The organism is Virgibacillus natechei, from assembly GCF_026013645.1.
GTDB classification, from domain to species: Bacteria; Bacillota; Bacilli; order Bacillales; family Amphibacillaceae; genus Virgibacillus_L; species Virgibacillus_L natechei.
In genome coordinates, this window is sequence record NZ_CP110224.1 from 2,953,251 (window position 1) to 2,972,118 (window position 18,868).

At 39.7% G+C, this 18,868-nt stretch carries 15 protein-coding genes and 3 riboswitches; of the genes, 5 read left to right on the plus strand and 10 right to left on the minus strand.

Annotated elements, in window-relative coordinates:
• Positions 1-14: 14 nt before the first annotated feature.
• The 4 genes from OLD84_RS15110 to OLD84_RS15125 all read right to left on the minus strand — a co-directional run bounded on the left by OLD84_RS15110 (position 15) and on the right by OLD84_RS15125 (position 4,577).
• Entirely contained in the window at positions 15-509 is a 495-nt protein-coding gene (locus OLD84_RS15110; protein WP_209464441.1) for a PTS sugar transporter subunit IIA, read from the minus strand.
• A 24-nt stretch (positions 510-533) separates the two neighbouring features.
• Positions 534-1,982 (minus strand): glycoside hydrolase family 32 protein, encoded by a 1,449-nt coding sequence (locus OLD84_RS15115; protein ID WP_209464440.1) that lies wholly within the window; start codon positions 1,980-1,982, stop codon positions 534-536.
• 26 nt (positions 1,983-2,008) lie between these two features.
• Positions 2,009-3,424 carry a sucrose-specific PTS transporter subunit IIBC gene (locus OLD84_RS15120; RefSeq protein ID WP_209464439.1) on the minus strand — a complete coding sequence of 472 codons (1,416 nt, stop codon included), beginning with the start codon at positions 3,422-3,424 and terminating at the stop codon, positions 2,009-2,011.
• Positions 3,425-3,590: 166 nt separating this feature from the next.
• Complete coding sequence (locus tag OLD84_RS15125; RefSeq protein WP_209464438.1) at positions 3,591-4,577, minus strand: LacI family DNA-binding transcriptional regulator; 987 nt, start codon at positions 4,575-4,577, stop codon at positions 3,591-3,593.
• 121 nt (positions 4,578-4,698) lie between these two features.
• Positions 4,699-4,743, plus strand: a riboswitch (PreQ1 riboswitch).
• Between the two features lie 8 nt (positions 4,744-4,751).
• On the opposite strand from OLD84_RS15125, the gene OLD84_RS15130 reads away from it, so the two are divergent.
• A complete protein-coding gene (locus OLD84_RS15130) occupies positions 4,752-5,237 on the plus strand; it encodes a QueT transporter family protein (RefSeq protein WP_209464437.1) in 486 nt (161 codons plus the stop codon).
• Positions 5,238-5,448: 211 nt separating this feature from the next.
• Here OLD84_RS15130 and OLD84_RS15135 read toward each other — a convergent pair whose 3' ends face one another.
• The 4 genes from OLD84_RS15135 to OLD84_RS15150 all read right to left on the minus strand — a co-directional run bounded on the left by OLD84_RS15135 (position 5,449) and on the right by OLD84_RS15150 (position 11,296).
• Complete coding sequence (locus OLD84_RS15135) at positions 5,449-6,828, minus strand: DHA2 family efflux MFS transporter permease subunit (protein ID WP_406724068.1); 1,380 nt, start codon at positions 6,826-6,828, stop codon at positions 5,449-5,451.
• Positions 6,829-7,641: 813 nt separating this feature from the next.
• Positions 7,642-7,959, minus strand: coding sequence for a TM2 domain-containing protein (locus OLD84_RS15140; RefSeq protein ID WP_209464436.1), 318 nt, complete (start codon positions 7,957-7,959; stop codon positions 7,642-7,644).
• Positions 7,960-8,643: 684 nt separating this feature from the next.
• Entirely contained in the window at positions 8,644-10,020 is a 1,377-nt protein-coding gene (locus tag OLD84_RS15145; protein ID WP_209464435.1) for an LLM class flavin-dependent oxidoreductase, read from the minus strand.
• Positions 10,021-10,087: 67 nt separating this feature from the next.
• The gene (locus OLD84_RS15150; RefSeq protein ID WP_209464434.1) at positions 10,088-11,296 is read right to left on the minus strand and encodes an acyl-CoA dehydrogenase family protein; all 1,209 of its coding nucleotides are present in this window, start codon (positions 11,294-11,296) and stop codon (positions 10,088-10,090) included.
• Positions 11,297-11,590: 294 nt separating this feature from the next.
• A riboswitch (SAM riboswitch) is annotated at positions 11,591-11,702 on the minus strand.
• 363 nt (positions 11,703-12,065) lie between these two features.
• On the opposite strand from OLD84_RS15150, the gene OLD84_RS15155 reads away from it, so the two are divergent.
• From OLD84_RS15155 to OLD84_RS15170, 4 genes are all read left to right on the plus strand, one after another.
• Positions 12,066-12,470: a DoxX family protein gene (locus OLD84_RS15155; RefSeq protein WP_209464433.1), complete on the plus strand. Its 405-nt coding sequence runs from the start codon at positions 12,066-12,068 to the stop codon at positions 12,468-12,470.
• A gap of 303 nt (positions 12,471-12,773) precedes the next feature.
• Positions 12,774-12,880: riboswitch (SAM riboswitch) on the plus strand.
• Positions 12,881-13,371: 491 nt separating this feature from the next.
• A complete protein-coding gene (locus OLD84_RS15160; protein WP_209464432.1) occupies positions 13,372-14,205 on the plus strand; it encodes a MetQ/NlpA family ABC transporter substrate-binding protein in 834 nt (277 codons plus the stop codon).
• Complete coding sequence (locus OLD84_RS15165; protein WP_209464431.1) at positions 14,206-15,261, plus strand: methionine ABC transporter ATP-binding protein; 1,056 nt, start codon at positions 14,206-14,208, stop codon at positions 15,259-15,261.
• Complete coding sequence (locus OLD84_RS15170) at positions 15,258-15,923, plus strand: methionine ABC transporter permease (protein WP_390337014.1); 666 nt, start codon at positions 15,258-15,260, stop codon at positions 15,921-15,923. The genes OLD84_RS15165 and OLD84_RS15170 overlap by 4 nt, the downstream gene beginning before the upstream one ends.
• Positions 15,924-16,298: 375 nt before the next feature.
• Here the strand turns inward: OLD84_RS15170 and OLD84_RS15175 are convergent, their stop codons facing one another.
• Together OLD84_RS15175 and OLD84_RS15180 are read right to left on the minus strand one after the other, a co-directional pair.
• Positions 16,299-17,522: a Zn-dependent hydrolase gene (locus OLD84_RS15175; protein ID WP_209464430.1), complete on the minus strand. Its 1,224-nt coding sequence runs from the start codon at positions 17,520-17,522 to the stop codon at positions 16,299-16,301.
• A gap of 47 nt (positions 17,523-17,569) precedes the next feature.
• Positions 17,570-18,763 (minus strand): hypothetical protein, encoded by a 1,194-nt coding sequence (locus OLD84_RS15180; RefSeq protein WP_209464429.1) that lies wholly within the window; start codon positions 18,761-18,763, stop codon positions 17,570-17,572.
• Between the last annotated feature and the right edge of the window lie 105 nt (positions 18,764-18,868).

Consider the following 18,868-nt stretch of genomic DNA (forward strand, 5'->3'; position numbering starts at 1 on the left):
TTTCCCACACCCATCTATTTCTTTACAATAACTATTTCATCCTGTCCGGCAGTAACTTCTTTTTTGTCTTCGACGGAGATTTCACTCATATCATCCGTATTTGTGACAATTATTGGGGTAACCGTGTCTTTCGCTTTTTCCCCAATCACCTGAAGATCAAAGGTAATCAGCTTATCGCCCTGTTTGATGCGGTCACCTTCACCGACATGTGCGGTGAAGCCTTCCCCCTCCAGGCTTACGGTCTCCAGTCCAATGTGTATCATGATTTCCGCACCATTATCAGCCATGATTCCAACTGCATGCTTTGTCGGAAATACTTGCACGATCTTGCCATCAATCGGTGCAACAACTTCCCCGTTTGACGGTTTCACTGCCACACCATCACCCATCATTTTTTGTGAAAAAACCGGATCAGGCACATCTTCCAATGCCACTAACACTCCACTTACTGGAGCAACTAGTGAAATATCTGTTACTTCTTCTTTTTTCTTGAAAAGTTTTCCAAACATTATCTCAACTCCAATTTAAGTAAATTAATCGTCAATTCCTTTTCCTAAATTCCATTTCGCTACATCCAACTGAACCGTTCCATTGTAAGCAGAAAATGTAATTCCCTCAGCTTCCGGATGATCGAACACCCTTGATGTAAAAACTTCTTCACCACCATTAACAAAAATTTCAACGGAGGAAGTATCTTTAAAGATACGAATAGCTGCTACATGTTCCAGCTGACAATGCCTACGTTCGACTTCCTCTGTTCCATCAAGACTTGCTCTTTCAAACGTGAATACTTTTGTCTTTGTATCATAGACGATTCTGCTTGCCTCACCGATCCCGACAGTAAAACGATCCGCATTTAAATCGTTTACGGTTAATTCCAATTCAAATACATTCCCGTAAATTTCAGGTAGCTCCATGTTGTCTTCAATTGTTACATCTTCAAACCGGATCTCATCCGAACGCAGACTGTAAAGTTCTCCTACAGGTCGCTGCAATAATTTATCGTTCTTCCATTCCAGCTCTCTCGGAATCGTTAATGCATGAATCCACTCATGCTTTACGGTTGGCTGGATTACAGTTTCTTCAGCGTTTCCCATCCAACCAATTAAGATTCTTCGACCTATTTCATCTTCCATCGTTTGGGGTGCATAGAAGTCAAACCCACGATCCAGTTCCACAAACGAATCATGATTGAAACTAATGGCCTCATAATCAACCGAACCGGCAAAATACCCTGATTGATAGATATTATTAAACACATATCCATTGGCCGAAAGACCTTGTGGGCAAACAACTAAAATATCCTTCCCATCTAACGTAAATAAGTCCGGGCATTCCCACATATATCCAAACGCTTCAAGACTAGCATCACCGCTTTCAATTAACGGACCTTGGAAATGCCATGTCTCCAGATCAGAAGAAGTATATACAACTACCGCTCCCTGGATTTTTTCTGTTTGGGCTCCAATTACCATGTACCACTTATCCGTTTCATAAAACACTTTCGGATCACGGAAATGTGCAGTATACCCTTCTGGGACATGAATCACAGGTCCTTTTTTCTCAAAATGGATGCCATCATCTGATATGGCCAAACATTGATAGGACTTTCGATGTCCCTCTTCATCTTTTACATTCCCTGTATAGAAAACATACAATCTATCATTAAAGACAACCGCACTGCCTGAATAACAGCCATTCTTGTCATACCACATGTCAGGAGCGAGTGCGACAGGAGCTTCCTTCCAAGAAATGAGATCATCTGAGATATAATGTCCCCAGAATTTGGCCCCATGTTCTGGCTCAAAGGGATTCCACTGGTAGAAAACGTGGTACTGCCCCTTGTAAAACACAAAACCATTGGGGTCATTCAACAGTCCAACAGGTGGCATAATATGATAACGCAGACGATAGGGATCACTTGCTACTACTTCCTTATATTCATCGATTCTGTCGTAAACATTCTTAAATTTTTCCAACATATACGAACTCCTATATGAAGACAAGCTTAGGTAAGCCCATCATGTTTATTTTTTTCTTTCAATTGCTTATCTGAAAAACCAAACAGCCATGTCAGCGCAAATGCAACACCAATCGCAATCACGTTAACGAGCAGGTATTGAAGAATTTGTCCATCCAGGTATAACAGTGTTCCAGGAATAACGGTAATCGCCATACCTGTACCTTTTAATCCCATAATAGAAGCCGCAAAACCACCTACTGCACCACCAATCAGCCCCATGAAAAATGGTCTGACATATCTAAGGTTCACACCGAAAATCGCCGGTTCTGTAATCCCCAGAAATGCGGATATGGCAGACGGAAAAGACAATGCTTTCAGTTTTTTCGATTTCGTTTTCATTGCAACTGCAAGCGTTGCCCCACCCTGTGCAGCGGTAGATGCGGTAACAATAGCATTGAATGGGTTATTCCCAAAGCTTTCAAGTAATTGAATTTCCAATAAGTTGAAAATATGATGAACACCAGTGATTACAATAAGTTGATGGAAAAAGCCAATCAACAGACCTGCCAGGCCAAACGGCAGCTCCAATACAGAAACAGTTCCGACTAAAATATAATCTTCTACCACATGGAAAATCGGTCCAATTACAAATAGTGCTGCAGTAATCATAATAAGCAATGTCAGAAATGGTGTCACAATTAAATCTAATGATTCCGGTACTCGTTTGCGAATCTGTTTTTCGAGTTTAGCCCCGATAATACCGGCAATAAATGCTGGCAATACGGATCCTTGGTAACCGACAACCGGGATAAATCCGAAGAATACCAGCGGATCGGCACCTTCCGCCACGCCCCATGCATTTGGCAAGACTGGACTAACAAGCATCAATCCGAGTACAACACCAATAATCGGTGTTCCACCAAACACACGAAATGTTGACCATGCAACCAATGCTGGTAGGAACACAAACGCTGTATCTGTTAATATTTCCGTGAATAACAGGAAGTTATCGGAAATATCAGCTGGCGTCAGACCAAACAAAGCGAGTACCTGTTCCTGCATCACCAGACCACGTAGACCCATGAACAACCCTGTCGCAACAAGTACAGGAATGATTGGAACAAAGACATCACCTAATGTGCGAATCGAACGTTGCAACCTGTTCCCCTTTTTCGTGGTATCTTCTTTCTGCTCTTCCTTTGAAACACTGTTTACTTCGAGTTTCTCAACTTCTTCATATACCCGATTAACTGTCCCGGTCCCAAAAATAACCTGATATTGACCAGAATTAAAAAAAGCACCTTTTACTTTATCGAGGTCTTCTACCTTATCTTTATTAATTTTTTCTTCATCATTTACAATAAATCTCAAACGCGTGGCACAATGTGTCACAGAAGAGATATTGTCCTTACCACCAATAGCTTCAATCAGATCCTTTGCAACCTTCTTGTTTTCGGACATGTTACTTCACTCCCTGCCTTTTCTGTATGATTGTGGTATCGATCCCATATTGTTTAAAAAATAATTTCTAATTCAGAAATGGAATCGATCCCATATTAGATAAAATGTTTATAAACCGATACATATTGGATGAAAAAGATGCGATGTGGTATCGATTCCACATTCATCATACACTATTTCGGATGATGAGTCTATAATCCAGAATTATTTTTTCCTGTATTTTTTGTGAATAAATACGTGCTAAAATTTGTTTCGCAGCCTCTGTACCAGCCTTTTCATTTTGGTAATCAATAGTTGTTAGCGGTGGATCAATATATTGCGACATTTCGGATGCACCTATTCCGGCGATCGCCATAGCCTCTGGAATTTGGATACCTTGCTTTTTCAAATAACTCATCGCCCCAATTGCCAACCTGTCCGTTACGGCAATGGTCGCTGTAGGTTGGTGCTGGGAATCCGTGATAATCCGCTCCATCGACGCATGTCCCGAATCAATATCGAAAATCCCCTGCTGGATCCAATCTTTTTCAACCGGTAGAAGACGTGACTCCATCTCATCAAAAAATCCCTTCTTACGCAGGTAACCTACTGCATGATCGGTTTCATTCACACCAATAAAAGCAATTTTTACATGCCCTTTGCTTATGAGAAAGGAAGTTAATTCTCTGGCCGCATGATAATCGTCATAGCTGACACACATCGCTTCTTCCGACTCCTGACCAACGATCACAACCGGGATATCTACTTGCTTTATTTTTTTAATTAATTTCGGTTCCGTATTTGTCGCAATCAGAATAATTCCGTCCACCTGCCGCATTTTCAGCAAATCCAAATACTCCAATTCCTTATCCTTATCCAAGTTCGTATTGGTAAGCAAAATCTGGTAACCATGCTTTTCCAATTCCTTCCCCAATCCGGTTACAATCCTGCTTGGAGTCTCTGTTTGAATCGTCGGCAAAATCACCCCGATGACCTTTGTCTTCTTCGTTCGGAGAGATTTCGCATATTCACTGGGAACATACCCTGTTTCCTCAATGACCTTCTCCACCCGTTCCCTTGCATCTTCACTGACATAACCAGAATTATTTAACACCCTGGAAACCGTTGAACGGGATACATTCGCCATTTGAGCTATATCTTTTATCGTTACCAACGCCATCTCCTCCAAACTAATAATCTATATCTACAGTATAGAGGAAATTGGACGGTGTTTCATGCAGGAAGCATTTCCATGCTTCCGTTTTTCGCAAATCTATTTTATACCAGTTTCTATGCTTCACGTGGTTCGAGAGCATCCCACGAAAAAAAACTAAGGAGAGGTTTAAAAATGAAAGCACACACTTTAGTGATAAACGGTTTGTTAGCGGCATTATATATCGCTGTTTCGGTAGTTATTCAACCTTTTGGATTTACGAATGTTCAGTTTCGTATTTCCGAGATGTTTAACCACCTCATTGTTTTTAATAAGAAATACTTTTTCGGGATTGTTTTAGGTGTATTTTTAACCAATTTACTACTTTCACCATTAGGTATTTATGATCTTATATTTGGGGTTGCGCACTCGACTATTTCATTATCCATTATCATATTACTGGCACGTTTTATTAAAAATATTTGGATCTTACTGATTGCCAATACACTGGTGTTTTCATTCAATATGTTTATCATTGCAATTGAACTCAATCTAGCATTGGCATTGCCATTTCTATTCACGTGGTTGACAACAGCTGCCGGAGAACTGGTTGTCATGGCTCTTGGAATACCCATTATGTATGCATTAAACAAGCGGGTACATTTTGATAAACTTATCTAATTTTAAGAACATGAGGACGCGTCTTTTGCTTGCCCGCTTAGCCCTTGGGAAGCATCCCCGTGCTTCCGTACACAAAAGTCCTAATTTCTCTTTAGCGAGAAATTAGGACTAAGTCATTTCACAAACGAAACCTCTGGGGACAAGGAACCTGTCCCCTCGTCCCAATTGGCAGTATTCGACAAAAACCGGGAAGTGACAGGCACCCCCCTCTCTATTCTTGCTCATCCTTAAGCATAAGTGACAGTAATCCGCCAATTAGGGAAATCACGCTCATGACAATAAATGCATATTTCATTCCCCAAAATGTAGCTACCTCATAGGGTTGGTCCATCTGATTAGTCGTAATGCTGATAATAGTCGTCAGCAGAATAACGCCAAAAGCCAAGCCGAACTGTCGAACCGTATTTCCGATTGCCGAGGCATGAGAGATTTCGGATGTTTGTAAACTATTAAATCCTAATGTAACAAGCGGCATCATGGTTAATCCAATCCCCATCATAAATATGCAAAAATAAAACATGATGAGATAGGGTGAGCCATCCGCTCCCAAAATACTGAACAACATACTGGATAACAATATCAACAAGAATCCGAATATAATAATGCGCCGTCCCCCGTATTTATCAAATAAATTACCAGCAACTAACGACATAACAGAAAGTATGATCGTCCCAGGTACTAATACAAAGCCCGATAGAAATGCACTTGTCCCTAATACCTCCTGAGAAAACATGGGAAGTATGGTTTCCATCGACAATAACAACATAGCAACAACAAAAACAAGGATCGTTGATATAGCAAACATCTTTTTCCTAAAAACAAACAAATTAAGTAGAGGTGGATCTATTGTCAGTTGCCTTCTCACAAAAAAGGCGAGCATGACAATACCTAATACAATCGTTGTGATGACACTCCAATGTGAAAACCCTAAAACGCTGATATTGCTCATTCCAAATATTAAACTAGAAAAACCAATACCTGCGAGAATGATAGAAAACAGATCCAACTTAGATTCACGCTGCTCCGTGACATTTCTCATGAAACCATGAGCAAGGACAAGTATGGCGAGCGATAAGAAAAGCATGATCCAAAAAAGCGCCCTCCAGTTATAGATATCAATAATAATTCCGGATAGAGAAGGGGCTGAGGCCGGGGCAACATTCACAACTAAACCTAATAACCCCAATGCAAACCCTCTTTTTTCAAATGGAAAGACGCCCAGTAAAATCGTTTGAACCAGCGGGACCATTATCCCTGCACCTACTGCCTGAATGACTCTTGATATAATTAATACAATAAAATTAGGCGCAAGAAGAGCGATAACCGTTCCAATAACAAAAAAAACCAGTGAAAAAATCACCAGAAACCGAGCGGAATATGTATCCGATAAATACCCTGTCATCGGAATGAACACAACAGTCGTTAATAAAAATGCGGTTGTTAACCACTGTACCTGCGTCGCATTAATCGAAAACTCCTGCATAAGGGTAGGATAAGCTGTAATTAACAAAAACTGACTAAACGTAAACAAAAAAGTAGTAGCTAACACAATGACAATGATTGTTTTATTTGATGATTCATTATAAGCCATTAGATTTTCCTTCCCTCCTAAAAGGATGACATAACCCCCGAGAAATATTACCTGTAAGGCGAAGAACATCGTCTGCATATCCGTGAGCATCACACGAAAGCCTATAGAAAAAGGAAGCAAGAAAACCATCCACCCTCGAGAAGGTTACACATCATTTTACACCTATCAGCTATCATAACAATCTTCTTACCCTTTTGTAAGAGTTATTATTCATGGAAAGAAGGTAAAAGGTATCTACTCACGCTGGATTGGATGATGAACCTCTGTCGTTCATCGTCTTAAAATAGTGAAAATGCCCGCGAGCGCGGGATAAACATGGAAGAGCGCGGAACGAATGCCCGTGACCGCGGGATCAACATGCGGGAGCGCAGGACGAATGGCTGCGTACGCGGGATGAACAGGCGGGTGCACGGGGCAAATGACTGCGAGCGCGGGATGAACAGGCGGGAGCGCGGTACGAATGACTGCGTGCGCGGGATAAACAGCGGGAGCGCAGTACGAATGACTGCGAACGCGGGATGAGCAGGCGGGAGCGCGGTACGAATGACTGCGAGCACGGGATGAGAGGAACAGAATGGGTTGTTTGGAGCAGGTGAAAGGAACGGACCCAATACTTTTTGGTCCGTTCCCTTTTGATTTTGCGCCTTCTTAAATTCATACAAAAATGGCTCCAACCAAATATGGAACCACTTTTTTTGCTTTAGATTTCATTGTAAGACAAATTCATAACGTCTCTATATTAAAAAATGCACACTTACATAAAGGGTGTACACCTGATGTACATGTAGACCCTTTACATCACAATATTTATATTTAGTTAACAGTTTTATCCTTGTACATGATTTTCACTTTTTCAATTACTTCTCTTTCCAGCAGTGCTGTTTTCGTTTCTAATCTCTTGCCTATAATAAATAGATCAATAAGTGTCCATAATCCAAAACCACCTAATGTTAAAGTCATTCCAATTGCATAGCCAATATCGCCTAAGTAATATCTGTGTCCACCGATTCCACCTGTAAAAAACCATAATACATACATAATTGCTTTATTCTTTCCTCTTCTTTCAACTTCTGCATCAACCATGGATAGTTGTTCTGCATTCAAATCTCTCTTTAAAACCAAATTGTCCAATACTATTACCTCCTAATTAGATTCAGTTAGTTAATTTCTTTGATAAAACTTAATGTAGATCTACTATGAATACTTTTCCGATATAGGTAGACCCGATATAAATTCTACAGTCCCCCCCTCCCCTGAGCAAGTATGCCTATATCAAATGTATAAAACAACCATAAAGATTCGGATATAGTGATTATATCGAAAATAAGCTGCACAATAATATGTATACCTAGCTATTGTCATTCTTTTATTTTATCATTGAATTCATCTGCCGTTATTTCCGTATAAACGTTCAATAAGTCACCTCCACTCCACTATATTTAAAACCCATTTTACTTCCAATTTTATAAGTAAATAGTACCATAATATAGATAGTAATGAAAGACTATTTTGAAAAGGAAGGTTTTGAGCAATGAACAAGATGACGTGCTCAAGGTACCTTTATAGCCTATTTATCCGCAACTCCTTCAAACACTGCCTCACGAAAAATGCCATAGATTAGGATTCTTGAGTTGTATGAGCATCTCCCTTTACCTTCGAGGCGCTTCTCGTTCTGTGTTTCTACATATCGTTTTACTTCGTAACCTGTACAAATTCACATAATAGAGGAACGTTCTACGCTAAAGGCGCGGAACAATACAACTGCTCATCGCAAATAGAAGAAGGCAGTACCCACTGCCTTCCTCTAATTAGCTATTAAACAAACTGGTTTTCTTTCGTAAAATAGTGACGATACTGGGCTGCTGGATGACGTTCATTGACTTTATCCCTTCCAAATAATCTGGAACGAAGCGTCCGAGCTGTATTATCATGCGCTTTTACTAAACCGCGCTCCCTCAAGACAGGTATCACTTTATCAATAAATTCCGTATACGAACTCGGAATAAAAGCATTCATTACATTAATACCTGAAACCCCAGCATCTAACCATTTGGCTAACTCGTCGGCAATTTGCTCCGGTGTTCCAACGATACGAGTATTTTTCGTGTGATGCGCTGCTAAATCTGCCAGCGTCGGCGTTCTATCCGGAATTCCCTGTGCTACCCACTTGAACATACTTCGAACCCCTTCTGTCTCTATATCTTCAAGCGGTGTATCTAGATCCCACTCACCAAAGTCGATTCCCATACCGCCTCCCATATGCGCAATCATCATCTTTAAATCCGTCACTTCCTCCAATTGCCTACTCTTCTCCCATGCTTCTTCCTCCGTATCCCCGATGACAAAGGAAAGCCCTTGGAAAAATTGAATATCTTCTTTGGCGCGACCGTTTCTTGCTACGATATCCGTCATTTCATTAATTAATGCTTTCGCAACTTCAGGATTTGGTGTTGCAATAAAAACTGCTTCGGCATGTTTTGCTGCAAATTCTTTTCCTCTTGTAGAAGCACCTGCTTGAAAAAGCAGTGGTGTACGTTGCGGAGAAGGAGATACGAGATGAGGTCCTTCTACGCGATAATGCTTGCCTTCATGATGAATTTTATGCACATGTTCTGGATCGGAGTAAATTCCAGTTTCCCGGTCTTTTTTTAGTGCTTCATCGTCCCATGAACCTTCCCATAATTTATATAACACATCTACATATTCATCCACGGTATCATACCGTTCATCGTGAGAAACGAGTCCATCGTGACCTAGATTTTTAAATCCATTATCTGAAGAGCCCGTAACAATATTCCAGGCAATCCGCCCTTTGGAAATCTGATCTAACGTTGATAGTTGTCTGGCAAAGCTGAAAGGTGGCTGTTGGTAATTATTTGCTGTGACAGCAAGGCCAAGCCGATTGGTATTCGCTGCTAATGCGGATGCTAATACTACCGGATCATTACTTGGAATTTGTAACCCGTTTCGAACGTGGAAATCCCATCCACCCTCATAGTCACCATACAAGCCAATCACATCTGCCAAAAAGAGAGCATCAAACCCCCCTTCTTCTAACTTTTTTGCAAGGGAAACCCATAACTCCAATTGGCCAAAATCCCTTTGCTGTCCCTCAGGTTGTTTCCATGTACCATGAGTAATATGTGAAGCTGTATTCATAACAAATGCTGTTAATGACAATGTATTTCCCATATTGATTACGCTCCCTTTTCAAATAATTTTTCTTCGCATATCCCTTGTATTCCTTCTAGAAAAAGAATTAAAAATAGGCTGAATCAGGTAATAACTCATTGTTGATATAATAATCCCCTATGGCCCTTGCTTTATATAGCGTTGGATTATGAGAAGCTAGTGTACGAATATTACGCCAATGACGATCTAAGTTAGCAGATTGTATCGTGGCAGAAGCACCACCAACTTCAAATAGTAAAGTTGCCGCTTTAAATGCCAATTCCTCAATCGCTACTTTTACTTGAGATCCCCTTAAGGCTGCGTTATGTTCTGCAGCACTATCCGGATATTCACTTGCATCATCTACACTTTTTGCTGCCGCTAGTACCATTGCTTCCGCCGCAAAAGCAAAGCTTGATAATTGACCAACGACTTGCTGTAGCTGAACATCCTGCTTCAAATCATTGGTATTGCCGTGAAAAAAAGAACGTTTTCTTTTATGGATTAAATCCGTTGCATCGGTGACAATGTTTCTTACTATACCCGCAATAATCGCTTGCAGGTAAAGATGCGGCACAGGAGCATATTGCCCTTTTTTCTGGCGATCCGTAAAGGTTTCATTTGCCTCAACCACGACATTTTCGAAAATGGTTGTTCCGCTGCCTGTCATTTTTTGACCAATTCCATCCCAATCATCCAGTACGGTTACCCCTTCTCTAGAAACTGGTACAATTAATAAAGTTGGTGAACCATGAAGCATGGCTTTAACTTCTGTATAATCTGAATAATAGGTACCGGTTGTGAAGATTTTTTCCCCATTTAATAAGTAGTGATCTCCTTCTTTGGTAAGCTTCGTATCATATTCGTAACCTCCAGCTTGATGTTTCGAGTTTTCCGTATATGCGTTGCCTATAATTGCACCATTACCTACCGCTTCTACTATTTTCTTTCGAAGCGGTGTCTCCGGCGATTGTAATAAACTTTCTACCGTCATGAAATGCGCACGGATAATATGCGCGACATCTGGGTCAGCTTCCGCAATTCTAATCACTGCCGTAAATAAATCTACAAAGGATGACCCAGCCCCTCCAGCGTTTTTCGGCAATCGAATGGCACCGAGGCGAAATTCTTTTATTAATTGGACGCCTTTAAAAGGATGTTGTCTCCCTTCCTCGTTGCTCCTCTTTTTAAAATCAGCCGCAATATCACTTATTAGTTGATCAAAGGCTTTCGAATGAATATCCGGAACAGTTACATTTTCTTCCTTTTCTCCTGTCACTACCGATGAATTACTCATTTGTAATCCTCCTTTATATCTTATTGAAAAAAGTATCTGGCCTTTCGCAGCGTACATGATGTTAAAACCATCTACACTAGCTTTATTGATCCATTGCCCCTCGTATCAGCTACTTTTTCCGGTTACCCAACTGCAACACGACAACACCACCGACGCCAGCTCATTTAGCGACCGCTTCAATGGTTCTTTGCTTGTTTGGCGCTTTAGCTTATAGTCATCAATGAAATAGTAGCTCCAATAAGAAAACCCCCTTTTCTAATAGCTTGAGAAAAGAGGGTTGCATGTTCTACTCCGCTCTTATTTCTCAAGAAAATAAATTTTCTTGCTGGATGTAGCACCTTTCTGACAAAGTCAGAGGTTGCTGAAGCGTCAACGGGCCAATTCCCTCGACTTCTCTGAATAAGAATATTTAAAATATTTAATTGTGTTTCATTATAGGTTCAACGATTTTCATTGTCAACACCTTTTTTCTAGTAAGTTGATTTGTTTAGTCGGGATAATTGATGTAAATGATGATCGGAGTAGGTTTTATAAACAACAAGAAGTCCTGTAGAAATTTCTAACCACAGGACTGCTTTGCAAAAGGAAGCACGAGAACCCTCGCACTATGGCTCCAATTATGAGCTTCTTCAATATTTACCCGCAATCTCCTCATGATGCAATATTTAACAATTAACCCATCTATTCTTATCTGATTTCTTGACCCTAATCACTAATTAATTTACACTAAGTATCGTAAAGTAATTATAAGGAAAGGGGCAATAAAAACATGACAAAAAGTGAAATTGGTCAAGCTATTTTACGGGTCGTTTTTGGTTTTATTTTCTTCGCGCACGGCCTGGATAAATTTCAAGGGGGGATAGCTAATACGGCAGGATTCTTTGATAGTCTTGGCGTTCCTGGATTCCTTGCTTATGTGGTTGCGGTTATCGAACTACTCGGCGGGATCGCCATGATTCTTGGAATTGGTACACGAATCGTTGCCGGATTATTTACAGTTATTATGCTGGGAGCGATTTTATTTGCAAATTTACCTGGTGGACTGTTAGGAAACGAAGAATTACCAGGATTTGAACTTGACCTTATTCTACTATCCATATCGATTTATTTCCTATTGAGTGATCGGTTTTCTCTAGCATTGGATAACAAATTATCCCGTTCAATAGAAAATTAAATGATTAAGGGAACAAATGATTTTATCGTTTGTTCCCTTTTTATTGTGTGCCTGTTATGGGTACAGACTTTAAGATGCACCCATGACAGGCACACAATAAAGTCCCAGTTAAACAAAGAACTTAATAAATACGTATTATTCCCCCCGTAGATCCTTGTCCAGACGCGACTTTAGGAGGAATGACTTCCCGAATAGCAGTGGAACGATGTAATCCTGCTCATTCTAAATTTATTTTTACCTATATTCTGAAAAGTGTGTTGACAATACCAATTATTAGTATTAACATGAGTAACAACTTAATAATTCTTATCCAGAGAAGTCGAGGGTTCTGGCCCAATGACACTTCAGCAACCATTGACGAAAGTCGAAAAGGTGCTAATTCCAGCAAAATTATTTTTGGGAGATAAGAGTGGAGCCGTGTATTCACCCCTCTTTTCTCTTATGGAAAAGGGGGTTTTTTAGGTTCAGATTTGAATGAGTTATCACATACACCTAGACATACATAAACCTAAAACCAAGTAATCAGATCTATTTAATACTTTTAAAAAATCACTTATAACTATGTCTGGGTTGAAAGTAGTTTGAACAGGGCTTGGAATAAGAAAGGATTGTACCCATGAAAAGTAGTAAATCTATACAAATTCTAACTATCTATCTTGGTATCGTTTAATGAGGAAGAGGCAAATGCACTTAGGATCATTTTCACCATGTCGCCCCTAAATTGCAAAACCGTGGTCTTTTCCGAACAGACTATGAAGGAAATACACTCAGGGGCCACCTCGACTTAGATTATCCAAACGTTGCATTAAGACAAATGTTTAAATGCAACTATAAGAGAATGTGAGATAACCAATTCCACTCACTAAAAAATATCAAAAGGGAAACGTAAAGGAGTGTAAAAATGAACAAAAAGTTATTAATGATAGTTATATTACTTATCCTTTCATTCATTACTGGCTGCGCGAGTTCAGAAGCATCCGGAAACAAGGAAGAACAAACAATAAAAATTGGCGTTACTGGAGGCGTTCCAGAGGCGGTTACCAATATTGTGAAAGATGAAGCTAAAAAAGAAGGGATTAATCTGGAAGTTATAACCTTTAACGATTGGATTACACCAAATCGCTCTCTTGATAATGAAGAAATAGATTTGAATATGTTCCAAACAAAGCAATTTTTAGGACAATATGTAAAAGACCATACAGCACCTTTCGTAGCATTAGGCTCAACTTATTATAGTTCGTTTGGTATTCACTCTGAAAAGCATAAACATGTCGATGAAATTCCAGATGATGCTACATTAGGGATAGTAAATGACCCTATAAATCAATGGCGATCTTTGCTGCTCTATGAAGAAGCTGGATTAATTAAGGTAAAGCGTACTGATGGTTTATTAACATTACAGGATATTGAAGCAAATCCCAAGAACCTCACATTTAAGGAAATAGAGGGTCCCTTAATGGTACGTACCCTTAGTAGCATTGATGCAGGTCTAGTAAGTAATTCATATGTCATTGATCAAGGCCTGGATCCAACGGAAGAAGCTATCTATTTAGAGAGTGGGAATGAGTTTCCAATGGTCGTAGCTGCAAAAGAAAAAGATAAGGACAATCCAGATTATAAAAGAATAACAGAATTATACCATTCCGATGCAGTAAAACAATTTATTGAAGAAAGGTACAAGGATGCCATTACCCTAACTGATGATCCATTTCAACTTGATGAGGAGGGGATGTAAATGATTGAGTTAAAAAATATAAACAAGAGCTTTGGAGTTGGAAAAACAGAAATTGAAGCAGTAAAAAATATAAATATTCATGTAGGAAAAGGGGAAATTTTTGGAGTGATTGGCTTTAGTGGAGCAGGAAAAAGCACGTTGCTCCGGATGGTCAACCTTCTTGAAAAGCCAACTAGTGGCGAGGTAAATATTAATGGTAAAAATCTTTTAAGATTAAATGAAAAGGAATTGGGAAACACGAGGAAAAAGATTGGTATCATCTTTCAACAGTTTAACCTACTTTCTTCTTATAATGTGTTTGATAACGTAGCCGAAATTCTTCGTATGAATCGCGTGCCGAAGAAGGAAATACAACAAAAAGTGGAAGAGTTACTTGCTCTTGTCGGATTAGATGATAAATCAAAGCAATACCCTGCCCAATTATCTGGTGGACAAAAACAACGAGTTGGTATCGCTCGAGCTTTAGCGATGGACCCGGAAATCCTATTATGTGATGAAGCAACTTCTGCTTTGGATCCGCAAACGACTGATTCGATTCTAGAATTGTTATTAAGTATTAATAAAAAGCTAGGTTTAACTATCGTTCTTATAACACATGAAATGGAGGTCATCAAAAAAACGTGTGATCGTGTGGCTGTTATGGATAAAGGGGAAGTGATTGAGCAAGGATCTGTTCTTGATATTTTTAGCCATCCTCAACAAGTAACCACGAAAAACTTTTTGCGGAATCTGTATGACGATACGATCACTGAAGAAATGATGGAGAATTTACAGGGATTTGGTCATTCCTATATTTTACGTTTAGCTTTCCGAGGCGATTCAGCTTTAGATCCTGTCCTTCATGTCATTTCATCTAAGTATTCAGTCGTCACAAATATTGTACATGGTTCAATTAATTATTTAAAAGGGATTCCATTAGGGATTTTAATGGTTCATATTTCTGGGGATTATGACCAGATGAAGCAAGCAATAACTTATTTAAACGACACGGTATACCATGCCGAAGTAAGTTTGGAAATTAATCAAAATCAAAAACGTGAGGGGGTATTACAATGATGAATCGATCGGATGAACTGATCACGTTATTTTCGTTGTCTTTATATGAAACAACCCTAATGGTAATCATTCCACTTGTTATTGCAACAATTATTGGTATACCGTTAGGCGTTCTACTTGTCATAACAAGGCCTAATCACCTTAGTCCAAACAAATGGTTGTTTCATATTTTAAATACAATTATTAATATCATTCGGTCGGTTCCATTTATTATCCTAATGCTAGCTATTATTCCATTTACCGAATTGATTGTAGGCACATCCATCGGAATTCAGGGAGCAATTGTCCCTCTTATTGTTTACATCGCTCCATATATTGCTAGACTTATTGAAACAACGCTACTTGAAGTAGATCATGGTATTATTGAAGCTTATCGGGGGATGGGCGCTTCCCGTACACAAATTGTCACTCGTATAATCATAAGAGAAGCACGACCTGGAATTTTACTTTGTATGACAATTGCCCTCATTGGTTTAATTGGTGCTACAGCCATGGCAGGGGTAATTGGAGCAGGAGGACTCGGTGACCTAGCTCTTAGGTATGGCTATCAACAATGGGATTTACCCGTCATGTTCGGTACAGTTATCATTTTAATTGTACTCGTTCAAATTGTTCAAACCCTTGGAAATTATGCTGCAAAGAAAATGAAGAAAACGGCATAATTAAAACTTCATTCAGTGGGAGTGAATGCAGCTTTGTATGTACAGCCGGTTAAAGCAAAAGGGGTATACGATAAGTAGAAAATCATATCCTAAAAAAACCGAATGGTATTCAGTTTAAGGGCGCAGATCATATTGTACGTAGGAATCACTCTAATGCTTGGCTAGGCCATAGAGTGGTTCCTTTTTGTACGTTTATATCTTTTAAGTGCTAAACAAAGGCTGGCTTCAGCGATTTCCTCAGCCTGTCCAGCGCAACATATGCGGTATTATTTGGTTGAGGGCGGAACCCGCTTACAGAAGAAATATTAACAATAGACCCACCACCACCTTGCTCAATCAGGATAAGGTACCTGCTCTGCGTCCTCGGTCTAAACCTTACTCCTCTGTCAATTTCTTCGCTGCTTCATATAATACCGTAGCACCACGGGCTAAATCTTCTGTACTTGTGAATTCGTCTGGGGAATGGCTGATCCCATCTTTACTTGGCACCAAAATTAGTCCCACATCCGTAACATCGGACAGGACCATTGCATCGTGGCCAGCCCCACTTTTCATCGTAGAATGAGGAACATCCAAATCATCACTTACTTCTGCAAGCAAGGAACGAATAGCTGGATTTAAGGCTTTTGGCTCGATATATAATGATTGTTCTACGGACGTTTGAATACCATTTCCATTATAGGAAGCGACTAATTCTTTCACCTTATTAACCACGTTCAAGACCTTTTCCGCCTTACCCGAACGAATATCTACTGTGAAGTAAACGTTATCTGGTATAACATTCGCACCATTTGGCGAAACTTGAACGCGACCGACCGTTGTAACCGTACCATCGCCTTCATCGATTGCAAATTGCGGAAGCTTCGAAATGATAGTGGTAGCCGTAATCAATGCATCTGAGCGGCGATCCATTGGCGTTGTTCCTGCATGACCAGCGATCCCTTTTATTGTGACTTCCAATTGGGTCAATCCCACAATCGATTGTACAACCCCAATTGGTACGTTACTTTCTTCTAAAAGAGGCCCTTGTTCAATGTGCATTTCCAAAAATGCCTTCATTGTCGAAGGATCACGGTAGACAGGTTTGGAAGCATCCAATCCAGCATTCGACATTGCTTCGGTTACAGAAATGCCATCACGATCCTTTTGATTTTTAAAATCCGCTTCATCAATCGAACCGACAATTCCTCTAGACCCCATAAGGCCACTGAAACGAGAACTTTCTTCTTCAATCATCGCAATGATTTCCAGTGGATATTTCGGTGTTATGTTATTTTCCTTAAATAATGCCGCTACTTCCAGACCTACAACAACACCGGCCGTCCCATCATAAGCCCCACCATTTGGCACACTATCAAAGTGGGATCCAACAATAACACTTGGCCCATCTTTTAAGGTTCCTTCTAATTTTCCAAAGATATTTCCTATCCCATCTTCTCGAACAAATAGACCATATTCTTCCATTTGTTCTTTTATATACTCGCGAGCTTGTAAATCTTCTTTGCTATACGTAAGCCTTGTCACGCCGTTTCCAGGTGTCGCTGTAAATGCACGAAGATCTTGAATATGGTTTTCGATACGCTTTTTGCTCATTGACATTCTATTCTAACCTCCATTTAAATTTTGTTTTTTCTCTAAAGACCACCTTACAAGAACTCAACAAGCACCCCTGCTAGGACAACCGAAACAATTGTTACAGTGACGAATCCACCGACCAACATTGGTGGCAACATATGGCTGGTCAGGATTTCCCTTTCTTCCTCATCATCAGATAATGAATGAATGACTTCATTGGTAATAATATAGTCAGCTGGGAATCCGTACAAGGCTGTTAACGATACTGCAAATGCCATTTCCTTACTTACTTTTAGTATTTTTCCGGCAATAAATGAAAAAACATACATACCAGCTACACCAAGTACAATGCTTCCGATGAGAATAAAGATGATATCCATCATCATACTTGGTGTTGCATTTTTTAGCCCATCAAGAATATACAACATCAGTACAAGCATAGCTAAACCGAAACCATTTGCTTTTTGTAATACTTGCTTTTCTAGAAAACCAACATGTGCTGCAACAACCCCAAATATCAAACAGAGTACAAGTGGACTGATGGATACAACAGGTTCCAATAGAGTTGATACAAGATAGGCTAAATAACTAACAACTGCCAACCGAAAGAATTTAAAGTAACTAGTATTGTATTTTCCCGGTAAATTTTTGAAAAGCTTTAGCTCTGTTTCTTCTGGCTCTACCGTTTCTGCAGTTGCTGCCATTTCCTTCTTAGCTAAATTCCCATTACGATATAACCCAAGAAGTCGCTTCCCTTCTTTCTTTAACATTAATGATGTTAACGGATAGCCTGCAAAACCTTGCATCACGTACACAACAATAGCAAACACGGACAAGCTCACAAGCCCTGCATCTGCTGCACCTTCTGACATAATTAATGCAGAAACCAACCCACCAACCAATGGCGGAATTGCTACAATTACCGTTTCAATTCCAAACAATAGTGTTCCAATACTTAATAGAATAACGATAGCACCTAATATTCCAGAAAGTGCAATAACGACCGTTTTCCATTGCTGTTTCAATTCATCTAAAGACAGCAATGTTCCCATATTCGTGATTAATAAATACATCATCATTGTCGCTACAACGGGCGGTACCCCTGCAGTAGCAACGATTTCTGTGGGGAAGAACGTCCAGTAACCCAATAGAAATAGAATCGCCGCAATAAAGATGGATGGCACCCAAGCTTTCGTCCTTACAGCGATAAAATCTCCTATAAATAGAATAAAAACAATAATAACTAATGCTAGCATTTGTGACATATGATCCCCACCATTTCCCTCTCTAATTAATACAACATATTATAGCAACTAAGCTCTTTAATTGAAAGAACATTTTCATTCTATTAAATTAAATGTAATTTTAAT

What these genes read in the sequence shown, in the direction of transcription:
- OLD84_RS15165 (WP_209464431.1), top strand. Translation starts at nt 14,206, where the DNA reads ATGATTGAGTTAAAAAATATAAACAAGAGCTTTGGAGTTGGAAAAACA.
- OLD84_RS15180 (WP_209464429.1), bottom strand. Translation starts at nt 18,763, where the DNA reads ATGTCACAAATGCTAGCATTAGTTATTATTGTTTTTATTCTATTTATA.
- OLD84_RS15110 (WP_209464441.1), bottom strand. Translation starts at nt 509, where the DNA reads ATGTTTGGAAAACTTTTCAAGAAAAAAGAAGAAGTAACAGATATTTCA.
- OLD84_RS15145 (WP_209464435.1), bottom strand. Translation starts at nt 10,020, where the DNA reads ATGGGAAATACATTGTCATTAACAGCATTTGTTATGAATACAGCTTCA.
- OLD84_RS15135 (WP_406724068.1), bottom strand. Translation starts at nt 6,828, where the DNA reads ATGGCTTATAATGAATCATCAAATAAAACAATCATTGTCATTGTGTTA.
- OLD84_RS15120 (WP_209464439.1), bottom strand. Translation starts at nt 3,424, where the DNA reads ATGTCCGAAAACAAGAAGGTTGCAAAGGATCTGATTGAAGCTATTGGT.
- OLD84_RS15175 (WP_209464430.1), bottom strand. Translation starts at nt 17,522, where the DNA reads ATGTCAATGAGCAAAAAGCGTATCGAAAACCATATTCAAGATCTTCGT.
- OLD84_RS15160 (WP_209464432.1), top strand. Translation starts at nt 13,372, where the DNA reads ATGAACAAAAAGTTATTAATGATAGTTATATTACTTATCCTTTCATTC.
- OLD84_RS15155 (WP_209464433.1), top strand. Translation starts at nt 12,066, where the DNA reads ATGACAAAAAGTGAAATTGGTCAAGCTATTTTACGGGTCGTTTTTGGT.
- OLD84_RS15150 (WP_209464434.1), bottom strand. Translation starts at nt 11,296, where the DNA reads ATGAGTAATTCATCGGTAGTGACAGGAGAAAAGGAAGAAAATGTAACT.
- OLD84_RS15170 (WP_390337014.1), top strand. Translation starts at nt 15,258, where the DNA reads ATGATGAATCGATCGGATGAACTGATCACGTTATTTTCGTTGTCTTTA.
- OLD84_RS15130 (WP_209464437.1), top strand. Translation starts at nt 4,752, where the DNA reads ATGAAAGCACACACTTTAGTGATAAACGGTTTGTTAGCGGCATTATAT.
- OLD84_RS15115 (WP_209464440.1), bottom strand. Translation starts at nt 1,982, where the DNA reads ATGTTGGAAAAATTTAAGAATGTTTACGACAGAATCGATGAATATAAG.